17 protein-coding genes, 2 tRNA genes and 1 pseudogene are annotated in these 19,700 nt (G+C 41.2%); 11 read left to right on the top strand and 9 right to left on the bottom strand.

Annotated features, from left to right (window positions below):
• The first annotated feature begins 8 nt into the window (after positions 1–8).
• Both B2400_RS04665 and B2400_RS04660 read left to right on the top strand, forming a co-directional pair.
• Complete coding sequence (locus B2400_RS04665; protein WP_293931332.1) at positions 9–1,802, top strand: heavy metal translocating P-type ATPase; 1,794 nt, start codon at positions 9–11, stop codon at positions 1,800–1,802.
• 155 nt (positions 1,803–1,957) lie between these two features.
• Positions 1,958–2,473: a PhzF family phenazine biosynthesis protein gene (locus tag B2400_RS04660; protein WP_349681676.1), complete on the top strand. Its 516-nt coding sequence runs from the start codon at positions 1,958–1,960 to the stop codon at positions 2,471–2,473.
• A gap of 29 nt (positions 2,474–2,502) precedes the next feature.
• Here B2400_RS04660 and B2400_RS04655 read toward each other — a convergent pair whose 3' ends face one another.
• The 5 genes from B2400_RS04655 to B2400_RS04635 form a co-directional block, all read right to left on the bottom strand.
• Positions 2,503–2,973, bottom strand: coding sequence for an alpha/beta fold hydrolase (locus B2400_RS04655; protein WP_293931329.1), 471 nt, complete (start codon positions 2,971–2,973; stop codon positions 2,503–2,505).
• Between the two features lie 404 nt (positions 2,974–3,377).
• Complete coding sequence (locus tag B2400_RS04650; protein ID WP_293931326.1) at positions 3,378–4,109, bottom strand: hypothetical protein; 732 nt, start codon at positions 4,107–4,109, stop codon at positions 3,378–3,380.
• A gap of 21 nt (positions 4,110–4,130) precedes the next feature.
• Positions 4,131–4,541 (bottom strand): phage integrase SAM-like domain-containing protein, encoded by a 411-nt coding sequence (locus B2400_RS04645; RefSeq protein WP_293931323.1) that lies wholly within the window; start codon positions 4,539–4,541, stop codon positions 4,131–4,133.
• 326 nt (positions 4,542–4,867) lie between these two features.
• Positions 4,868–4,940 (bottom strand) — tRNA-Lys (locus B2400_RS04640).
• Between the two features lie 685 nt (positions 4,941–5,625).
• Complete coding sequence (locus B2400_RS04635; protein WP_293931320.1) at positions 5,626–7,188, bottom strand: calcineurin-like phosphoesterase C-terminal domain-containing protein; 1,563 nt, start codon at positions 7,186–7,188, stop codon at positions 5,626–5,628.
• A 474-nt stretch (positions 7,189–7,662) separates the two neighbouring features.
• Here B2400_RS04635 and B2400_RS04630 point away from each other — a divergent pair, with 474 nt between their 5' ends.
• Positions 7,663–8,844, top strand: coding sequence for an MFS transporter (locus B2400_RS04630; protein WP_293931317.1), 1,182 nt, complete (start codon positions 7,663–7,665; stop codon positions 8,842–8,844).
• On the opposite strand, the gene B2400_RS04625 is transcribed toward B2400_RS04630, so the two are convergent.
• A complete protein-coding gene (locus tag B2400_RS04625) occupies positions 8,845–9,786 on the bottom strand; it encodes a glycoside hydrolase family 43 protein (RefSeq protein ID WP_293931314.1) in 942 nt (313 codons plus the stop codon).
• A 156-nt stretch (positions 9,787–9,942) separates the two neighbouring features.
• On the opposite strand from B2400_RS04625, the gene B2400_RS04620 reads away from it, so the two are divergent.
• Positions 9,943–10,440: a response regulator transcription factor gene (locus B2400_RS04620; protein ID WP_293931311.1), complete on the top strand. Its 498-nt coding sequence runs from the start codon at positions 9,943–9,945 to the stop codon at positions 10,438–10,440.
• Positions 10,441–10,452: 12 nt separating this feature from the next.
• A pseudogene (locus B2400_RS04615) lies at positions 10,453–10,638 on the top strand (winged helix-turn-helix domain-containing protein); the annotation flags it as partial.
• Between the two features lie 89 nt (positions 10,639–10,727).
• On the opposite strand, the gene B2400_RS04610 reads toward B2400_RS04615, so the two are convergent.
• Both B2400_RS04610 and B2400_RS04605 read right to left on the bottom strand, forming a co-directional pair.
• Positions 10,728–11,864 carry a Fic family protein gene (locus B2400_RS04610; protein WP_293931309.1) on the bottom strand — a complete coding sequence of 379 codons (1,137 nt, stop codon included), beginning with the start codon at positions 11,862–11,864 and terminating at the stop codon, positions 10,728–10,730.
• A 309-nt stretch (positions 11,865–12,173) separates the two neighbouring features.
• A tRNA-Arg gene (locus tag B2400_RS04605) sits at positions 12,174–12,245 on the bottom strand.
• A gap of 275 nt (positions 12,246–12,520) precedes the next feature.
• Here B2400_RS04605 and B2400_RS04600 point away from each other — a divergent pair.
• The 6 genes from B2400_RS04600 to B2400_RS04575 all read left to right on the top strand — a co-directional run bounded on the left by B2400_RS04600 (position 12,521) and on the right by B2400_RS04575 (position 18,515).
• Complete coding sequence (locus tag B2400_RS04600) at positions 12,521–13,153, top strand: peroxiredoxin (RefSeq protein WP_293931308.1); 633 nt, start codon at positions 12,521–12,523, stop codon at positions 13,151–13,153.
• A gap of 66 nt (positions 13,154–13,219) precedes the next feature.
• Entirely contained in the window at positions 13,220–13,534 is a 315-nt protein-coding gene (locus B2400_RS04595; protein ID WP_149527557.1) for a thioredoxin family protein, read from the top strand.
• The gene (locus B2400_RS04590) at positions 13,515–13,772 is read left to right on the top strand and encodes a DUF6952 family protein (protein WP_149527558.1); all 258 of its coding nucleotides are present in this window, start codon (positions 13,515–13,517) and stop codon (positions 13,770–13,772) included. Before B2400_RS04595 ends, B2400_RS04590 begins: the two co-directional genes overlap by 20 nt.
• 294 nt (positions 13,773–14,066) lie before the next feature.
• The gene (locus tag B2400_RS04585) at positions 14,067–16,502 is read left to right on the top strand and encodes a PIG-L family deacetylase (protein WP_293931304.1); all 2,436 of its coding nucleotides are present in this window, start codon (positions 14,067–14,069) and stop codon (positions 16,500–16,502) included.
• A gap of 12 nt (positions 16,503–16,514) precedes the next feature.
• Positions 16,515–16,712 carry a hypothetical protein gene (locus B2400_RS04580; RefSeq protein WP_149527560.1) on the top strand — a complete coding sequence of 66 codons (198 nt, stop codon included), beginning with the start codon at positions 16,515–16,517 and terminating at the stop codon, positions 16,710–16,712.
• Positions 16,713–16,817: 105 nt separating this feature from the next.
• Positions 16,818–18,515 carry a sodium:solute symporter gene (locus B2400_RS04575; RefSeq protein WP_149527561.1) on the top strand — a complete coding sequence of 566 codons (1,698 nt, stop codon included), beginning with the start codon at positions 16,818–16,820 and terminating at the stop codon, positions 18,513–18,515.
• 39 nt (positions 18,516–18,554) lie between these two features.
• Here B2400_RS04575 and B2400_RS04570 read toward each other — a convergent pair whose 3' ends face one another.
• The gene (locus B2400_RS04570) at positions 18,555–19,700 is read right to left on the bottom strand and encodes a TlpA disulfide reductase family protein (RefSeq protein ID WP_293931298.1); all 1,146 of its coding nucleotides are present in this window, start codon (positions 19,698–19,700) and stop codon (positions 18,555–18,557) included.

Genomic DNA, 19,700 nt, shown 5'->3' with positions numbered 1-19,700 from the left:
TTATAAAAATGAAAAATATATATAAATTCATTATCGTTCTCAGCATTGCCTTAGTGGCACTTGTTCTGGAATTTATCCTGAAAGAACCGCATTATGCTAAAATCTTAATTACGGCAACCGGCATTTTGATGTCCATTGTTCTTCTGAAAGGAATGATCGACGTGCTTCGTTCCGGGAATTTTGGCGTGGATATTTTGGCGATTTCTGCCATTGCTGCAACCTTAGCTGTTGGTAATTATTGGGCGGCACTCATTATCCTCATTATGATTACCGGAGGTGATTCGTTGGAAGATTATGCCCAGAAAAAAGCCCGGAAAGATTTAAAATCATTGCTTGATAATACACCCCGAATTGCTCATAAAAAAACAGGAAACGATTTACATGATGTTCCTGTGGAGGATATTAAAATCGGTGACATCATCATCGTAAAACCCAAGGAAATTATTCCCGTGGACGGAATTTTACTGAGTGCAGAGGTGCTGCTGGACGAATCTTCGCTCACGGGCGAATCCAAACCCGTCAACAAAACCAAAGGCAACAGCTTATGGTCGGGTTCGGTGAATGGTTCGGGAGCCATTACCATTCAGGTTTCCAAACTCGCCAAAGACAGCCAGTACCAGCAACTCGTGCAATTGGTGCATAATTCCGAAAAAGAGCCGGCACATTTTGTGCGAATGGCAGATCGGTACGCTTTGCCTTTTACCATCGTTGCTTTTTTAATTGCCGGAATTGCTTATTTGATTACCAAAGATCCCAACCGCATTGCCGAAGTGTTGGTGGTGGCTTCGCCCTGCCCGCTGATTCTGGCGGCTCCCATTGCCCTGATAGCCGGAATGAGCCGTTCCAGCAGAAATGGGGTGGTGATAAAATCCGGGACTGTCATCGAAAAACTGGACAGAATGAAAGCCATCGCCTTCGATAAAACCGGAACCTTAACCAAAGGCGATCTTACTGTGGACGACATCATCCCGGAAAATTCTTATTCGCAAGACGAACTGATTGATTTTGTAGCCAGCGTAGAACAGCAGTCTTCCCACGTTTTGGCGGTTTCGGTGATGAAATATATCGGGGATAAACCGATTCCTCTGGCAACAGATTTAAAGGAAATAGAAGGAAATGGTATTGAAGGAAAAGTAAACGGTAAACTGGTGAAAGTGGGTAAACTGAATTTTGTAACGACCGAACCCATTTCAATTAAAACGGAAAAAACCTCGTTATTTGTTTCGCTGAATGACAAATATGCAGGGGAAATCACCTTTACCGATGAAGTGCGCCCCGAAGCCCGGCAAACCATTGCCCAATTAATAAAAATGGGTATCCAAAAAATTATGATGATTTCCGGCGACAAGCAAAGTATTTCTGAAAACATTGCCAAAGAAATTGGCATTACGGAAGTGCACGGTGGCTGTTTGCCGGAAGACAAACTGAAAATCCTGAAAAGTATGCCCGACGAATTTCGCCCGGTTGTAATGGTGGGTGATGGCGTGAACGATGCACCGTCGTTAACCGTTGCCGATGTAGGCATTGCGATGGGTGCTAAAGGATCGAGTGCCGCCAGCGATTCGGCTGATGTGGTGATTTTAAGAGACAATCTGCAAAAAGTGAGTGATACTATTCTCATTTCCAAAGAAACGATGAAGATTGCCCGTCAATCCGTTTTCATTGGCATTGCCGTTTGTACCGTGCTTATGCTGATTGCAGCCTTCGGTGTTTTACCGGCATTGATTGGTGCAGGATTGCAGGAAGTGGTGGATCTGATTTCCATTACCTCGGCATTAAGGGCTTTGAAGGACAGAACGTAACCACAACATTTGTTAATTGTCAGGAAAACCTTCAAAGGTCGCTGTTCAAGCAAAATAAAAACGTCCATAAAGACCGAAGGGTCGATAATGACCTGTTGAAAGGCATAAAGGGTTGTTAAAAAGAATCGCTTCTAATTAAGCAATTTTAAAAGGGGATTGTCATTCCTTTTTATTCGCCACGCAGCGGAGAGCTGCCCGTATCCGTTCAGGACGGTAATTATATACTAAATTTTCCAGTAGACGAGTACACTGAAGTATCATTGACTGACGAGCTGTTAACAGCTACCGACAAAAAACCTATAGCCGCATTTAAAGGAAAGACAGATTATATGCTGGTATTTGAAAAGGAAGAGGATGTCGCTTCTCTACTCACTGATTTAGCGAAAATTGCCAAAATAAATGCACGAGGAATTATTGTAACCGCCAAAGGTAATCAATATGATTTCGTTTCCCGCTTTTTTGCTCCGGCATGTGGCGTTAACGAAGATGCCGTATGCGGTTCTGCACATACAACGCTCACTCCTTATTGGGCTGAACAATTAGGCAAAACTGAATTACTCGCTTTTCAACTTTCAGAAAAAACAGGCGAAGTACATTGTAAGATATTGGGTGACAGAGTTGAGCTGGGAGGAACAGCCGTACTGTATTTGAAAGGCGAAATATTCATCTGATAAAAATGGTGGAATGAGTATAGAATCAGCTAAAAAACATTTAAGCAAATGGAATATTTGATATAATAAAAAAGAACTACCATTGAACCAAAAGAATGCCCAAACAAGGTTAATTTGTTTTGTCCCGTCTCTATTCTCAGCTGTTCCAGATCCTCGACTAGTACCATAAGATTCAAAGTGTTGGCAATCGAATCGGGCACTCTCGAGAGCAGACTTCCCATCTGGTCATACAGTAGAAAACTATTCGAATGCGTATTATTTCGAAATGCATCTACAAGATAATAGAAGTTGTTTCCCGGTCCACCATGAAGGGAAACCACGGTATCACCATGTCCAATGGATGTTACGTAAAGTTTTGCTTTTGAATCAGCGGAAGGCAAGTACCAGGAGTTCATATCAAGTACATCAAGGATATCCTCAACAGATCGCTCTTGGCTCTTTAATCCCGGTGTAATCAAAAATAGCACAGTAATTAGAGACAGGATTTTTATTATTTTCATAACGAATTGGAGCATTGGTCAAAATCGAAATCACTAATAATCAAATTCTCACGTTGAGTGTATAATGCCGCAAGGAATGTGCCATATTGCTTATTCGGAGGATGACTTTTCGAAGTTTACAGAGGATGTTTTGACTTTTTTAACCACACCATCATCATAAAAATCAATGTTTTCTATGGGGTTTTGTTGTAATCCAAAGGAATAAGAACCATACACCAAAAGCTACACTAAATCCGATCCAAGGAGACTTCATGCTGATCGCAGCAAAGAACCCGATTGTTGACAAGAAACACGTTAAAAAGAATAAAAGTAAATTTTTCATGAGTAAAAGTTTAAATATTAAAAAATTAAGTCTGTATCCAACGAATTGTAATCGTTGGATACAAATCAAGTTAAGCAGCTTTTTACCTGCTTATTTCTTTCTTCCTAATCAGTTCCAAAATTTTAGGCTCTGATTTCCTCAAGAACTGCATTACTTTATTTTGGACGTCATCTATAATTCTCCAATCCTTGGCGATATAAATATCTGTAACACGATTTCCATTATCGACATGGTTGAGTGCTAAAGCAACATCATCTTTACTCATCCTACAGTCATTTCTAGCTGTATTTGCGAAGGTATGGCGCGCACCATAAAGCGTTACTACCTGTACACCCGAAAGTTCTCGGAGTTTCTTCATTCCATGTTTTAATGCGGAATTGAAAGTGGTCCGGCTTGAATATCTTTGTGATAACTTTCCAATATATTTCTCCAATAAAGGTTTAGCTTCATCAATTATCCTTATACTAATAAATGCTCTGTCTTTTCGTTTCCCCTTAGTTTTAGATCGATTGTAGTCAACCCGACCATTTCGAACATTGTCAGTAGATATTTTAAATAAATCAACAGCATTCATCCCGCACAAATAGAATGAGAGCATATATAAGTCCCGAGCGAGTTCAGCCCTAGTGTTAGGTAACACTTTACAATCTCGAATTCTAATAACCTCTTCAAGATTATTATTTCTATTTTCGGTAAGAGGAGCTGAACCTACCTTATATTTTTTGAAGGGATAGTGTTTAATCAATATAATGCCCAGATCTTCATTATTGTAATGGTTCAACGCTTCATTAAATAATGTACGAAGATCTCTCATATAATTATATAAACTAGTATCCTAAACAGGCTTTGAAACAGTAGTAACGGGCTTTCCCAACTGGTTTATTCTTGTTATTGTCCGTTCAGATTTCAAGTAACGTTCAAACTGAACGAGCATATTAAAATGTATTTCATTTATTGAGACAGTTTCCCGATTAAAAAAATCAATGAGGTGGTTACGGACTGATCGATGGTTAGCGGCAGAACCATCACGACCGTCATCCTTCTCTTGTTGAATATAGTTCGCACAGAACTTGATAAAATCAATTTCTTCATCTATATTTTTGAGATAATCCCTTAATGAACCCGCGGTGAAAAAGTCAAGCTTCTCCTCGAGCTCGCTGATCGTTTTACGGTAGTCCTTTAGTTTTTTGTCAACTATTTCAAGGACAAAAGGATCTTTAATACTAAATTCTTTTTTTCCTTTCACCTTGGTGAGTTGTTTTAGGGAAAGGAAATGAGGAGTGTCTATAATTTTTTTTCCTCTTTGTGATAGACCCTAATTTTCACATTGTAGGTTCCATCTGCTTTTTTGTGGTGTTCATAAACCTTTGCGCTTACGGTTGCCATAATCTTTTCATTACCACGAAAACCTTTGTGACGTATTTGTGACGGTTTTACGTGAAGTTCAACAAAAAACTATGCAAAACACACCGTTTTGAGGTTTTTCAAAACGTGTAGGGAGGATGTTCCAAAACCACCCTAAGGAAAGCAAAAAAGCCGTTTTACGCAAGTAAAAACGGCTTTTTTAGATAGTGACCCCGCTGAGGCTCGAACTCAGGACCCACAGATTAAGAGTCTGTTGCTCTACCAACTGAGCTACGAAGTCATTTATCACATCAAAGGTACAACACCTCGTAAATAAATCAAATAAATAGCTATATTTTTTGCTACCGCGATTCTACTCTGTCTCCGGCCGACCTCATCTTCAGTAGCTCGTGTTTTAACTTTAACATTCCTGTAATCCCCCAGGATACTTAGGAGTAATCTTCTCATTGAAAGCCCTAAGAACTTCTAAAATTCGAACTCTTTCGTGTTATTATTATCGACGATCGCTTTTCGTTTATTTCCGCATTGCACTATGGCGACATCTTTTACATCTTCTATTGCATTTCCAAACCCCTGTTTTCAAAATCTACAACTCCAGCTGAAAATGCGGATAAATCGAACGGCTAGGTATTATAGATACAAAAGAGGCTAGAAAACTAGTTGTCTGCGATTTAGCATCTTTATTGCTGTTCAACAGCATTGAGCCCGTGTACTTATATAGTGTTCCTGATAAGGAACTTCAAACATCTGTTTGACATTTTGAAGGTTAATTATCGCCAGAAAAGTCGCCATTCAAAATATAAAGATAGGTTTGGACAGAACATTTTGTGCCATCATTAACATTAAAATAACCATCTGCGATTAACAGTAGAATTGGTGTGGGCTAGCCAATAGCCCACCCAGTTCACTATGTAACGTTTAGTTGATCGTTTAAATTCTTTAGCGTCGTTGTTTTAAGAGTTCTCTTATTCAACAACCTCAATCTCTTTCGTCGCTGAATGCGTTCTTCCGAACATATCCACCGCTTCAATTGCAATACTGTGCTTTCCGGCTTTTAATTTAGGTAAATCCAGCTTCCATAGGTGCGCAGATTTCACTGCATTGCTCGGTCTTCTTCCGCGAACTAAAGCAGTTGCTCCATCATAAGCCAATAATTCTTTCATATAAGCAGGATCCTCCGTTTCGATCCTTTGCATCGTTTTCCACTCCTTACTATCGATACGGTAGCGAATCTGATCATTTGCAGAACCCAGGAAGAAATTTGCAAAAACCGAATAACGCCCAACATACTTCTGTTTAACAACGGAAGGACCGAATATGGCGATTGCATAATCATCAGCCTGATCCACCACTTTATAGCTGAACGTGTACTTATTATCGTCGATTGCTAATATCGCATAACCTTTTGGTGTACCATCGCGCATTGTGGAAGTAGGAATATCCTTTGCATTCAAGATACCGGAATACCAGTCGCCCGAAGTCGTGCCAACATTATACTCATGATGCGGCTTCTCACCTTTCCAACCATGCTTATCGGTATAGAAATTCTGCTGCTGATAATGGGTATGTGCAGAAAGGGAAAGCGTATTTGCATATGGCGCTAACAGATCGAACAAGCGTTGTCTGTCCTCATTGCGGAAAGAAGCGTTGTTCTCCACATTCAAAGGAATGTGAAATGCCAATACGATCAGCTTATCCTTCGGCACATGTTTCAGGTTGTTCTCCACAAAATCCAATTGATCCGCACGCAGACCACCCTGATAGCCCTTGCCGGTTTTAGGATGCGGATAGATGATATTATCCAACACGATAAAATGCGCATTACCCACATTGAATGCATAATTCGCCGGTCCAAAAGCACGCTCAAATCCTTCATCCGCTAAGGAGTCCTGTTCTACGTCATAGTTCATATCATGGTTACCCATCACATTAAACCATGGCAGCCCCATCTGTCCGATCGCCTGCTGATATCCCGGATGCAAAGTCAAATTATCCCCTACCAAATCCCCTAAGCTGATACCAAATAAAGGGCCTTTCTTCTGATTAGCCTCCTTAACAACGCCATTTAGGAAGTAACCTAACTCATCATCATTATAAGCCTGTGGATCACCAAAAACAAAGGCGGAGAAAGTGTTAGGCTCCTCCTTTTTTTTCAATCCAAAATCTATCGCTTTCGGAAGTGGCCCTGTCGGTGCTACTCCCGCATATTTTAATTCAGGCGAACCCTGTGGCTTATGGATATAATAAAACTTCGGCAAGTTGTTCTGATCCAATGGTAAAGCATAACCCGAAGGCTTAATCACAAAAATAATGTTGTCGTTCTGTACCGGAAGCTCGTATTTCCCATTCTTGTCAGTCAATACCACCTCACGGCCATTACTCACACTGACACCCTTCAGTCCGGCCTCTTTTCTGTCCTGACGACCATTGCCATTTTCGTCTACATAGACCGTCCCCTTAGCAAAATCCTGTCCTACGGCTGTCCCACATAAAAGACATCCCAACAAGGACCAATATAGTTTTTTCATGTTTCTTGGTTGTTGATAGGCCAAAACTAGGCTTCTAGCTTTAACAGGGGATTAAGAGGATGTTAAATTCTCGTTTTAAAAATTTTATATTAGGCGTTACGCTCGATCATGATTATCCTTCGTTTATGGGCAGATAGTCCAAACATACTTTTTTCACCCCTGACAGGTCTTTTGGGCCGTCAGCAGAAAAAAAAGCAAACTTGTCTTGAACTAACCAAAAGATATAAAGAAGAACTCAGTCGGGCTCAACACCTATTTAACAAGTCTTGAATGGAAAAAGGGCGGATGTGCAGACTGCTTGGATGAAAAAACATCTGTAGTTTCAAATCTAAGATATGACATATAGAATGTAATTATCGGCAACCTCCAATTTGTAAGGTTTCCTATATACAATCAAATTCATTGTGTATTTTTTACACTAAGAGTTGAAATGATAACAATTTTTATTCTACCTTTGTCGAAATTTTAATAAAAATGACAAGCTTATCACCTAGCAGTCAACTGATAACCACTTCTGAAAAAAGTAGAATCCGTCTTGCTGTTGCTTTATTTTATTTTGGTCAGGGATTGGGATTTGCATCTTGGGCAAGCCGTATTCCGACGATAAAAACAGCATTGGGACTTTCGGAAGCACAGCTAGGAACTATCCTTTTGATGTTGCCTATTGGGCAGTTGATCACCATGCCTCTATCGGCGGCGATGGTCAATCGATTTGGAAGTAAATTGGTGCTTCCTATCGTTGCGATTATTTATGCCTTGATTCTGATTCCTATTGCCTTATCGCCGAATGCCTGGTATTTGGGGGCATCCCTTTTCTTGTATGGGGTAGCGGGCAACTTATGTAATATCTCGGTGAATACGCAGGGCGTATTGGCCGAAGATGTGTACGGCAAGTCGATTATGTCCTCTTTCCATGGGGCCTGGAGCTTGGCAGGATTTACGGGCGCCTTGATCGGGCTGCTGATGACGAATATCGGTTTTAATACGCTGACCCACTTCCTGATCATCGTGGCGCTATTAATTGTCAATATCTTGTGGAACCGTCCATACTTGCTGGCGGAGCAAAATAAAACAGAAACAGGCGAGCGGAAGACAAAATACAAACCCGACGCAGTCATTATACAATTGGGGATTATTGCCTTTCTTTCTATGGCTACAGAAGGCGCCATGTTCGACTGGAGTGGTGTTTATTTCCATGATGTGGTGAAGGCACCGGAGGAATTGGTTATTCTGGGCTATGCCTCCTTTATGATCATGATGGCTACGGGCCGCTTTATCGGCGATTTTGTGGTAGGACGATTCGGCAGACAGCGTACCTTACAGGTATCGGGCATCCTGATGTTCGTGGGGATGTTAGCCTCCGTGATATTTCCGAATCTATGGGTCGGTACTTTAGCGTTTATGCTGGTCGGATTAGGCGTTGCCTGTAATGTTCCTACCGTGTATTCTGTTGCCGGCAAACATAAGAGCATCCCCGCCGGCGTAGCCCTAGCGATGGTTTCCAGTATTTCGTTCCTGGGCTTCCTGATGGGGCCGCCTTTGATCGGTTATATTGCCGAGCTGTTCAGCCTACGCTATTCATTTGCCCTGTTTTCGATTTTCGGCCTTTTGATGTTCATCATGTGCAGCCGACTGAAAATCTTCAAAAACCAATAATCAGGGTTTTACAGCCTTTAATTTGGCTAGTTCCTTTTTCGATATTTTTAACACTGTGCCATGCCGAATACCCTTCGGCATGCTTAGTTTATCGGAAACATCGTTCCAGTTCTTTAGGTCCGTAGACTGAATCATCCCGAACTTCTTGTCTACATATTTGTCAAAGTAAATCGACCAAACGCCATTTTCATAGGATACTGTAGGCCCTTCTGCCCAATAATCGCCTGTAATAGACTTGCTGGCTTCGCCATAAGGCCCCTCGAGCTCGTCTGCAAAAGCCAGTTTCAGATTCTTTTCTGCGGGTTCCCGGGTTTCATCCTTCAGTACCATCATCCATTTGTCCTTATAGGGCAGAATTGTTGCGTCTATGGAATTAAATCCCGGATCGTAAAGCAGATGTGTCTCTGTAAATGTTTTGAAATTCGAGGTCGTCGTATAATACATCCGGTGGTTATAGCCGTTATCGGCATTGATCTGTGTTTCCCGAAAGGCTCCGGTAATTGTGGTCGCCCAATAGATCAAATACAGGTTGTTTTGCGGATCGTAGGTTATCTCAGGCGCCCAGGTATTGCGAGCCTGTTCCTCATGCTCCATAACTGGTATATAAGTCTGCTCAGACCAATGTATCAAATCATCCGAATGGGCATAGCCTATCCCCTTTTGCGTCCAGCTCACTGTCCATACCATGTGGAACTTTCCGTCGCCGCCGCGAATAATACAAGGGTCGCGCATCAACTTATCGGGGCTTAATTGTGGAGCAAGAAAGGACTGGTCATTTTTGAGCGCGGTCCATTCCAAGCCGTCCTCGCTATAAGCTAAGTGCAGACCGTCTTCACCATTTCCCTTAAAATAAGAAAATACAAAGGCCGAATCCTGGGTTTGCGATTTCACGTTTGCAGCAAACAGCGCCAAACAGGCTATGCAAAGGAATTTAAGTTTCATGTTGGGCGGTTTTAGAGGTTGATAAACAAATATATCGAAAAGCTTGCTTGTTTCCGCTTCCAACCGACATTATCTACCATATATCTCAATCATTACAAGATTTAAACGCTCCTCGAAGAAAATATCTGTAATTTTAAAGCTCACAAATATCTTAAAATGAAAATATTGGTTATTGAAGATGATCTACGTGTTGCGGAGCTCATACAGCGAGGACTCAGCGAGCAGGGCTTTTCAGTAACACTCGCCTACGACGGGCTGTCGGGCAAGAAGCTGGCATTTCAGCATCCGTTCGACCTCCTCATTACCGATATCATCCTTCCGAAAATTGATGGTCTCGCCCTTTCCAAGCAGATTCGCGATCGGATGCCGGAGGTTCCGATTATTATGCTTACCGCCTTGGAAACGACCGACGATAAGGTCGAAGGCTTTGACGCCGGCGCGGATGATTATCTGGTAAAGCCCTTTGAAATGCGCGAGCTGATTGTTCGCATCCGTGTGCTGCTCAAGCGCAAGAGCAAACAATCGCAGGCGGCAGGATTTTTAATCCACTATGCGGATATCGAAATGAATCTACATACGAAGATTGTTAAGCGCAATCAGCAGGAAATAAATCTAACGCCAAAGGAATTCAATCTATTGGCTTTTCTATTGTAGAACCCCGAGCGTGTAATCTCCAGAACAGAAATTGCCGAAAAAGTTTGGGATACGCATTTTGATACCGGGACAAATTTTATCGATGTCTATATCAATTATCTGCGTAAGAAGATTGACAAGAATTTTGATAAAAAGCTGATCCACACGAAATCAGGCATGGGCTTTATCCTAAAAGAAGAGCAGTTGCGGAAAGTCTAACCAATTAGAAGATTACGAAGCCATAATGAATGCTAAGGATCTTTCGAATAGATTAAACCAACAGCCCCAACATACCGCTATTTAAATATTTATCTTTCGAATAACCCTAAATATTCCTCAAAAACAAATATCCTGTTACGTTTATATCCCGTTTGTTCTTTGAGTATTCCAAGCTTATCAAAATCTTTTATCAATGTATTTGCCGTTTGTTTTGTCACTTCCAGTTGGGTCATTACATCTGAAACAGTAACCACAGGCTTACTATATAGATAGGTGAGCAATGCTTTTGCGTTCGGCAATCTCTTACCCAAAGATACAATGGTATCTTTCTCCATCTTATCTCGTAAAGCAATAATTTTAGTAAATGTATCGATGGCACTTTTGGCCGTTTCAATGATACCAACCAAAAAGAACCTCAGCCATTGTTCTATCTTATTATCTAGGGAAACAGCCATCAAGTTGTTATAATAATGCTGTCTGTTTTTCTCAATAAAATCCGATAAATATAGAGTTGGTTTACTCAACACTTTTTGATTGATCAGATATAAAGTGATAAGTAGTCTTCCCATTCTCCCATTTCCATCCAAAAATGGGTGTATGGCCTCGAATTGATAATGGGCTATTCCAATCCTTATCAAATGAGGAACCTGTATATCATCATTGTTCAAAAACTTTTCCAAGTCGGCTATACTTTCAGAGACAAGGCTATGGTGCGGAGGTACAAATACTGCATCATTGATGGTTGCACCACCAATCCAGTTTTGACTGGTGCGAAATTCACCCGGTAGCTTATTTTTGCCCCGAACTCCTTTCAATAAAATCCTATGGGCATCCCGTATGAGTCGGGAAGATAGTGGTAGCTGTTCCAAACACTTAATAGAATGGTTCATCGCTTCAATATAGTTTTGCACTTCCTGCCAATCATCTTTTTGTTCAGGGCTTATGTCCTTTGCTTCCATGATCGCTTCGTCCATCTTCGTCCGCGTCCCTTCAATACGGCTGGATTGCGTTGCTTCCTTTACAATATGCATTCGAATAAAAACATCTACATCCGGCACGAAAGAGGAAAAGGCATTCAATTCACCAAGTCTTAAATTGGCTTCCTCCAACAACGTATTTATTTCAGGACTTGTGACAGTCCATTCCCTATTTATAGGGTTGGGATTAAAGCTTTTATATCCATATTGCTTATTAAAACTCCCGGCTTTGTAATCTTTTATTGTCATAGCTGAGATCAAATTTACTAAAAATAATTTTAGTCAACGGAAATCAATTTGTTTTGACTATATTTTTTTATAGTCAAAGATTGGGCTTAATTTCTAACATGGAAATACTCCAAAACGAAAGAAAAATCGAATTTTGGAAAAAAGGACATAACTACATCAAGGAGTAGGTTTTTCAGACAAAACTACACAACAAGCTAAAAATCTTAGCCTCAAATATCGAACTATAAATGACCCGACACTAACAGTTTGGGTCACAGATTTTTATTGGCATAAAAAAAGGAGACAACCTGGGTATGGTGTCTCCTTAAGTAGCCCCGAGCAGAATCGAACTGCTATCAAATGTTTAGGAAACATCTATTCTATCCGTTGAACTACGGGGCCGAGAAACAAAACTACTATTTTATAGAACTTGTGCAAACAATAATTTTCAAAGTCTATACCCTAGGGCATGCACTGGCAATTTTTAAAAAATATAGCGTTTTTAGCAGTGAAAAATTTTGTGCCCTGATTACCAGCAAATCTTATTTTGTGATATAAATCACACTTATAAATGACCCCTGCTTCATATAGACAAAACCAATAGTAGATAAAGAATATCAATAAAAAGAAGGCTTAAAATTGTGTACCTTTGTAGCACAAAAGAAAAGAATAATATTATGAGTTTTACAGGTAAAAATTTCCCGAACATTACAGTTGATGCGATTGATTATTTAGGTGACAACTTCACTTTAAACTTATTTGAAAAAGCACAGAAAGAGAACAAGAAAGTTTTGTTATTCTGGTATCCAAAAGACTTTACATTCGTATGTCCTACGGAGTTACACGCTTTCCAAGAGCTAGCTGCAGAATTCGAAAAAAGAAATACCATTTTAGTAGGCGCTTCATGTGACTCTGCTGAGGTTCACTTTGCTTGGTTAAACACTGCAAAAGATAACGGTGGTATCGAAGGAGTTGAATACCCATTGATCGCTGACACTAACCGCAATTTATCAAGCGTGTTAGGTATTTTAGAGATGAAAGAAGTTGAACACCCAGAGTACGGTACATTGGTAGAAGGTTCTGCAGTATCATACCGCGCGACTTACTTAATCGACGAGACTGGTAAAGTATTCCACGAATCAGTAAACGATATGCCATTAGGCCGTAACGTTAAAGAATATATCCGTTTGATCGATGCTTACACTCACGTACAAAAACACGGTGAGGTTTGTCCAGCAAACTGGGAAGAAGGTAAAGAGGCTATGAGCGCAACACGCGACGGAGTAGCGTCTTACTTATCAAATAACTAATAAACGCTTATTTAAGAGGAGGCGTTCAGTCTCCTCTTTTGTTTTCCAAACTTAAATAGAAGCAAAATGTTACAAGAACTAACAGAAGATAATTTACAAGCTATCATCGACAGCAATGAAACGGTGATGGTTCAATATGCCGCCTCATGGTGTGGAAACTGCCGTATCATGAAGCCTAAGTTTAAAAAACTATCTGGTGAGAATGAGCAAGTTACTTTCATCATTGCCGATGCGGAAAAATTCCCAGAGTCAAGAAAGCTTGCTAACGTCAATAACCTACCTACTTTCGCTGCTTTCAAGAACGGCAAATTGGTGAACCAAGTACAAACAAATAAAATCGAAGGTTTAACAGACTTATTAAATGAAGTTACCAGTAATTAAACACCTTACAGAATTTATTGCCGAGAACGATGTGGACTTCGTCTTAGAAACCATTGAGACCCTGGAAGCACTAACAGAGGTTCCTTCCTTAAAGGATGAAGAACTTGATGTTATCGGCGAATTGATTTCCAACATGTACGGTGCGGTTGAAGTTAACAAGCTGGTACAAGAGGGAATGCCACAAAAAGAGGCCTTGAATAGCTTCATGAAGCGTGTACTAGGGTCTATCGACAAATAAACTCCATAGGAGTAACGCCTGCACCATTATATTTATTATTCTTTTCCACAGAAACCTTGTGTATAACTTGGTTTTTGTGGAAAAGTTTTTTTAAGGGGGTCTGCCCGATTACATCTATTTTATAGTACTTTTATAATCGTTAAAGGTTAGACCCGAAGCAAATTTATCCTGCCAAATCGAACCGATAGGTTTATAATCAGGGTTTGAAGTCAAAGATTTTTAATTGTTGGTAAAAGGAATCAAATTATTTTTGATTCCTTTTATTTTGTACTGAAACTTCGTTATTTTTAAGATATGATGCAAAGAACCCTATTCCTAGTCATTCTATACCTATGTTCAACCACAATATCCTACAGTCAGCAAAGCTACTCATCCTCGCTGATCAAGTCTAAAATAGATAAGCTTTCTACCTTGGGTACAGTGTTGTACTTTGCTGCACATCCGGACGACGAAAATACGCGATTGATAGCCTGGTTAGCCAATGAAAAGAACTACAGAACGGCATATTTATCTTTAACACGAGGAGATGGCGGACAGAACTTATTAGGTACAGAACAGGGCATTGAATTGGGTTTAATCAGGACCCAGGAGCTATTAGCAGCTCGTGCGATCGATAAAGGAGAACAATACTTCAGTTCCGCTTACGATTTTGGTTTCTCGAAAACACATGAAGAGACTTTCTCGTTTTGGCAGAAAGAAGAAACACTACGTGAGGCTGTTTATCTAATCCGTAAGCTACAACCTGATGTCATCATCAATCGCTTCCCTCCTGACGCTCGTGGCGGACATGGTCATCATCAAGCGTCTGCTATCCTCGCCAAGGAAGCATTCGAAGCTGCCGCAGATCCGAAGAGATTTCCAGAACAGTTAAAAGACCTAAAGCCGTGGAAGGCGAAACGTTTGCTATGGAATACTGCCAATTTTGGTGGAATGAATAATACTCGCGAAGATCAGCTAAAAGTCGATATTGGCGCTTATAATCCCTTGTTGGGTTACTCTTACGGAGAAATAGCCGCCTTGAGTCGCTCACAGCATAAGAGTCAGGGATTTGGTGCTGCTGCTGGTCGTGGCAGGTCTATTGAGTACTTTGAGGCTGTTGCTGGCGAAGAAGCTAAAGAGAGTCTATTCGACGGCATTGATGCCACTTGGAAGCGCCTTGGAGAGCCTACTTCCGCCATCGAACAGACTATCAACGATATCCAAAACACCTTTCAGGCAGAGGCCCCAGAGGCGTCCATTGATAAACTGATCAATCTGCATAACGCTATTTCCAAACTTAAGCCTTCTGTTTACAAAACGCAAAAGCTACAAGATGTTGAAGAATTGATTATTGCTTGCTCAGGTTTGTGGATTGAAGCTACTGCCAGTAAATTCAACTATGTGGTCAATGAAGAGATCCCGGTTTCCAACGAGCTTATCCTTCGCAATCCAGGAATCAAAGTGCGGGTGAAATCTATTAATGGCAAATCGATCGATCAAGAACTTCCATGGAATGAAGTAAAGAAATATGAGGACAGCAAAAACTTCTCATCATGGACACAGCCTTATTGGTTGGAAAAACCGCATAGTCTTGGGAAGTTTGCCGTAGATACCAAAGATTATGGCAATCCTGAGAATAGCAACTTGCCGAGTTCTACTTTCACTCTGGATATAAATGGGTTTACATTTCCTGCGGAAAGACAGATTAAATACAAATATGTTGATCCTGTCGAGGGCGAGGTTTATGAACCGCTAAGCATTAGCCCGGTTATTACAGCTTCCATCAACCATCCAAATATGTTGCTCCAGCAAGGCGAAAAGAAGGTTTTGATCATCACGCTAAAAAACAACTCGACAAAAAAGCAACAAATTGATCTTGCTTTCAAGCAGTCAGATGGGCTCGAGATGAGTCCGAGTAGTTATGCTATCACCTTCGAGCCGAATCAAGAGATCATAAAGAGAGTGGAGATAAGTAATCCGAAGAACAATGCTTCGTCTAGCATTGAACTTCTTGCGAACGGCATGCCGCTCTATGGCTATAAACGTCTTCTATACCCGCATGTGCCCCCGATTACTTGGTTCCCGCCTGTACAATTGCAGGTAAAGGCTTTAGAATTGAATAATCCAATTAAGCGCATCGCCTATATTGCAGGAGCGGGTGACCTTATCCCCAGTTCCCTGTCTAATATCGGAATACAGGTCGATCAATTGTCAGAATCACAAATTAGTGCCTCGAATCTGCGGGCATATGATGCCGTTGTGTTAGGGGTTAGAGCTTATAATGTAAGTCGATCGATAGCGCGTTGGTTTCCGGAGCTGATGAGCTATGTGGAGCAAGGCGGTAAAGCGATCGTACAGTATAATGTCAACTCACGCACTGGCATCGATCAGTTCGGACCCTATCCGTTTAACATTAGTAGAGCGCGTGTAACGGAGGAAGGTGCGAAGGTAACATTTGTTGAGCCGAAGGATCCTGTGCTCAACTTTCCGAATAAGATAACGCAAAAAGACTTTGACGGCTGGGTACAAGAGCGTGGATTATATTTTGCAGAGAACATTGATAAACAATATCGCACACCATTATCCTTCGCCGATCAGAATGAAAAGCAACATAAAGGTTCTTTATTGGTCACAAAATATGGAAAAGGCAAATTTGTCTATACTTCTTTGGCGTTTTTCCGACAATTACCGGCGGGTGTGCCCGGAGCTTATAGATTATTTGTAAATTTGCTAGCTAACGAAGAAAAATAATAATAACATATAATGGAAAATCAAATCGAAAACTCTAACGGAATCAACGTAAAAGGAATTATTTTATTGGTTGGTGTTGTATTAGCTGCTTTAACTGCTTGGGTTGCAACAGGTACTTTTTTAGGCGTAATTACTGGTACAGTCGCGGGCTTAATCTTCGCAATTTTCTTTATTTCGGTTTTATTACCGTTCAAAAAGCATGACAGATAAGGGACTTCCTCCTTTCGTACGAAATTGGAGACAATTCTATTGGATAATTGTACTCTGGCTTTTCGTATGTATAGTCCTCATGTATTTTTTCACTAGATACTTTGGATGAGTAGTATCGACTGGATAGTACTCATCCTCACCTTGCTTTCTATAGTACTTTATGGACTCTATAAAAGCAAGAACGTCAAAAACATTGACGGCTACATCCTTGGTGACCGCTCTTTACCCTGGTACACCGTAGGACTCTCGGTCATGGCGACCCAAGCCAGCGCAATCACCTTCCTTTCTGCCCCAGGATTAGCTTACTCTTCCGGAATGAGTTTCGTCCAATTCTATTTCGGACTTCCTTTGGCGATGATTGTACTCTGTGTCACTTTTGTCCCCATCTTCCATAAGCTTAAGGTCTATACCGCCTATGAATTTCTCGAGAAGCGGTTCGACGTCAAAACTAGGGTATTAACGGCTATCCTCTTTTTGATACAAAGAGGTATATCGACCGGAATTACCATCTTCGCCCCTGCCATTATCCTATCCACCATACTGAACATCGATTTGACCGTGACAACCTTGTCCATCGGGGCCCTCCTGTTGATCTATACAGTTTACGGCGGAACGAAAGCTGTTTCTTATACGCAATTGCTGCAGATGTCCATCATTTTCGGCGGATTGCTCTTAGCCGGCGTATTGGTGGTGCAACTCCTCCCAGAACATATAGGTTTTACGGAGGCTCTCCATATCGCAGGGAAATCGGGAAAAACCAACGCGATAGACTTTACCCTCGATTTAGATAATCAGTACACCGTCTGGACAGGTCTTATCGGCGGGTTCTTTCTTCAGCTCTCTTATTTCGGAACGGATCAAAGTCAGGTTGGCCGATATCTTACAGGTTCATCGGTTAAAGAGAGCCGACTAGGCTTGCTTATGAATGGCCTTTTAAAGGTGCCTATGCAATTTTGTATCCTGTTGATAGGTATACTGGTCTTTGCATACTATCAGTATCACACACCGCCTCTATTCTTTAATGAGCAGGAAACCATAAAACTGGAGCAAAGTGCCTACAAAGCCGATTATCAACAGATCATGCAAACGCATGAAAAGATAAGCTCAGAGAAAACCCTAGTCGTTAATGAACTCACAGATGCACTCGCAAATAAAGAAGATTCGAAAATCGATGGCATCCGTGATCGGCTTGCCGCCTATAATGATCAAGAAAAGGAACTCCGCGCAGATTTGGTGGACCTGATGAAGAAAAATGATAGCGCTGCTGACACCAATGATAATAACTATATCTTCTTAAAGTTCGTTACGGATGTGTTTCCAAAGGGCTTGATTGGCTTATTGATTGCGATCATCTTCCTGGCATCCATGGGTGCTACGGCTAGTGCAATCAACTCCCTCTCCTCTACCTCTGTCATCGATATTTATAAGCGCTTTGTGAAGAAAGATGCCAATGAAAAACATTATCTGAATGCTTCTCGAATTGCAACCGCCTTCTGGGGTGTTTTTACGATTGCTATCGCCCTCTATTCGAGTAAGCTTGGCAATCTACTGGAAGCAGTGAATATCCTCGGCTCCCTATTCTATGGAACTATCCTCGGTATTTTCTTGGTGGCTTTCTATATCAAAAGAATCGGCGGAAAAGCAGTGTTTTTGGCGGCTATTCTTTCGGAGATTATCGTCGTTGGTATCTGGAGATTGGATGTTGTTGCCTTCCTATGGCTTAACTTGATTGGATGCGTCTTTGTGATTGTATTAGGCTTTGTTCTTCAGGAATTGATAGGAAAGAAAAAGGAACTGGCTTAAGAAAAGATGAGGCCGCTTTTCAGCGACCTCAATCAACAACTATAATAGTTTATCAAGTTTCTCTATTAATTCATTTCCATGCAGGTTTTTTGCAATAATCTTCCCGTCGGGTCCGATTAGAAAGTTTTGCGGAATTGCCTGTATACCATACAGAGCCGCAACTTCATTCTTCCATCCTGTGAGATCACTTATATGGTGCCACGGCAATCCATCTTTTTCAATTGCCCCTAGCCAAACATCCCTTTTCCCCGGCTTGTCGAGTGATAAACCTAGGATGGTGAAGTTCCTGTCCTTGAAAGCCGTATAGGCTTTAACTAGATTAGGATTGTCTGCACGACAAGGAGCACACCAAGAAGCCCAAAAATCAAGCAACACATACTTGCCTTTGAAATCCGACAATTTCACCTCTTTTCCGCTAAGATCTGGTTGGGTAAAGTCTGGAGCAAGCTGTCCAATGGCCAGCTTCTTTGCCGTTTCAATCGCTTTCCCTAGCTGTTGTCCCTCTTCCTTCAACTTTAGTTTACTATCGAGTAGAGCGTAAAGCGGCTCCATTTTTTCTACGTCAATGCTATAACCTGCGATATCTTTGAGTGCCAATAAGCTAAAGTAAGAAGCCTTATTTGCAGCGATGTAGCTTTCCTTTGCCTTGTTTGCTTCTTTTTCCAAACTGTCCATCCTAACATTTATAGCCGCTAGCTGCTGTTTATCAGGCGATTTACTCTGATAGAGTTTCGAGCGCTCTGTTTGGATTTCTTCCGCTTTAAGTTCGAATGCCTTCATGTAGTCTGCATAGTCCGCATATTCACGTTGGACGGCAGAGCCTATAATTTTCGCATCAGCAATTTTGTCGCTAAATGAAACAGTCGATAAGCCTTGATCGACATATAGATTCACCTTATCCCATTTTCTCAATCCTCGCTGACCAAAGAACGGAGTTCCCTGTGACGAATAATAAAGAGTGACCATAGTCGGCCCCTTTACCTCGCCCTTGTATTGCTTTGATTGATCGAGGATGACAGAATCCAAGTGCAATTCATTCTCCACGAGATAGCGAACAAACACTTTTTCATTCGGCGCCGATTTCTCCTTTTCAAACTTTAGTTGGAAGGTATTATTTTGTGCCTGTGCGCCATGAGAAGCCATTAGACCCAATAGCGCTATTATAGATATTTTAACCGAATTCAT

This window comes from Sphingobacterium sp. UBA6645 (assembly GCF_002455685.1).
Taxonomy (GTDB): domain Bacteria; phylum Bacteroidota; class Bacteroidia; order Sphingobacteriales; family Sphingobacteriaceae; genus Sphingobacterium; species Sphingobacterium hotanense.
Note: the sequence above shows the minus strand (reverse complement) of the source record. Positions and strands in the feature narration are given on the sequence as shown.